Origin of the sequence: Mesorhizobium sp. M8A.F.Ca.ET.161.01.1.1 (genome assembly GCF_004792105.1) — a bacterium.
Taxonomy (GTDB): Bacteria; Pseudomonadota; Alphaproteobacteria; order Rhizobiales; family Rhizobiaceae; genus Mesorhizobium.
This window is the reverse complement of the sequence record NZ_SRTD01000040.1, coordinates 1-1,743: the sequence shown is the minus strand read 5'-3', so window position 1 is coordinate 1,743 and position 1,743 is coordinate 1. Positions and strand designations below refer to the sequence as shown.

Annotated in this window: 2 protein-coding genes; one reads left to right on the top strand and one right to left on the bottom strand. The window is 55.7% G+C overall.

Going from position 1 to position 1,743, the window contains the following annotated elements; translation table 11 throughout:
• Positions 1 to 196, bottom strand: a 196-nt coding sequence (locus EN804_RS34455) for a hypothetical protein (RefSeq protein ID WP_135922293.1), incomplete at its 3' end; no start/stop codon positions are given.
• An 838-nt stretch (positions 197 to 1,034) separates the two neighbouring features.
• Here EN804_RS34455 and EN804_RS37490 point away from each other — a divergent pair.
• Positions 1,035 to 1,184 carry a hypothetical protein gene (locus EN804_RS37490; RefSeq protein WP_189343812.1) on the top strand — a complete coding sequence of 50 codons (150 nt, stop codon included), beginning with the start codon at positions 1,035 to 1,037 and terminating at the stop codon, positions 1,182 to 1,184.
• The last annotated feature ends 559 nt before the right edge of the window (positions 1,185 to 1,743 follow it).

The following is a 1,743-nucleotide window of genomic DNA, read 5'->3' as shown; positions in this document are numbered from 1 at the left end:
CGGCGAGTTGGTCCTCGAAAATCTGCTTGGTGTCGGACAACAGCCGACCGATCAACGTCGACTTACCATCATCGACCGAACCGCAGGTCAGGAAGCGCAGCAGCGACTTCTTCTCTTGCGCGACCAGATAGTCGCGGACGCTTCTCGCGGTGGAAAAGGACAAGTCAGGGATTGGCGTCCGGCGATCCTCATCCACGGCAGTCGGCCGCGATGCAATCCGAAAGGCGGGCCTGTGCTAGGCCGAGCGATCCGATCTGGTTCCTGATGGACATGGTCGTCTCCAACCCTATCACTGGCTCTTCATAACCTCCTCCTCGCCGCTGTCTTCCCACGATCTGCGCTTCCGGAAGATCAGACAAGAAGACTGCTGGATCATCATACCGCATTGGGGCACCTCCATGGAATGGTCCAATCAATGGGTCAGGTTCGCCTGACGCTGCGCCAGGATCATCATGTCAAAGCCCATCCGCTCGGCCAAATGTGACCCGTTACGGGTCAGTACGCCTGGCACCGCAATTGCATTGATAGAGTGTGGGCTGGGACGAGGTCCGTCGCCTCGCAAATGGGGCGGCGGGCCTTTAGCAAACGAGGGGCTTTGACGGAGCGGCCCGGCACCCCTTTGTTGGGATGGGGCTAGGACACCGGGCCTAACCGACGGGCTGTTTGTGAGAAACGGCGCCGGGGCTGAGGGACTATATGCGCTCATGCTGAATACGCGCAAAGCATACGAACGACGTATGAGAGCGACAATTCGGGGGGCAGCCGATGGCCGATAGGCCGGTGACGACCGACGTCGAACCCGCGCTGGTGCTGATTATGACCCAGCGGGAGGAGGAGTAGCGGCGGCGACAGCGCACCTTCGGTTCGATATAGCTAACGCTTGTCGTTTCGCGGCTTGCACTATGCTTTAGCGGACCCAAAAAAGAGGACACGGGCGTGCTTCGTCGGTCGGCTCCGGTCTGGCTGTTCGCGGCATATCTGCTCGTCCAGTATGCACTGCAACAGCAACCCGCTTCGAACGGGATGCTTTGCAGATGGCACGACAGGTCTCGCTGGTGATCGAGGCAGAACTTGTCAATCTGCAGACCATTCTTGACGGTCTCTCAAAATCGGCCACTCTCGCCAATGGCAATCTAAAAGCGCACGATATCTTACACGGAGCGGCGCCGATCTTGGCGATCTGATTCCATTGCCGTCATGGGGCCAAGGCATCCAAAGGATCGCACAAAGCCACTGTGCCTGGAATGGGCTGCATACTCGTCTTATTAGTGCGGGGAAATTATGTGCAATTACAGGTTGTCATACCTTTGAATATATTAGTCACCTAAGATATAATTACCAAATTGTTAACCAGGATTAATGCGGCTTTTCCACAGCATCGTACTATGCACTCCAGGTTGGGTTACCTCCATAGGGCGCGGAAGCCATACGTCGGTGTGTTGGGACGGCGTATGTCCTACTCCTTGAATCCAATCTTCGGTCAACATCTAGTCAGCCTGACAGACGATGAGCGTATTAGTTCACGCCTTTGACATGCTTTGCTAGGGAGCCAAACCAAAGAGGAGAAAAGCAAGTCAGCGCGATGGAGAGGAGTAGGTAAAGCGATGGCACACCCCCAAATTTCCGATTTTTGGAACGATGCAACAAAACCGTTACACAATGGACATCTGCCGGACGCGAATGGTCTTGGCAGGTCCGATCTCGACGAAGGACGTCCGAGCGAAGGCTTGGTTATGATTGTCG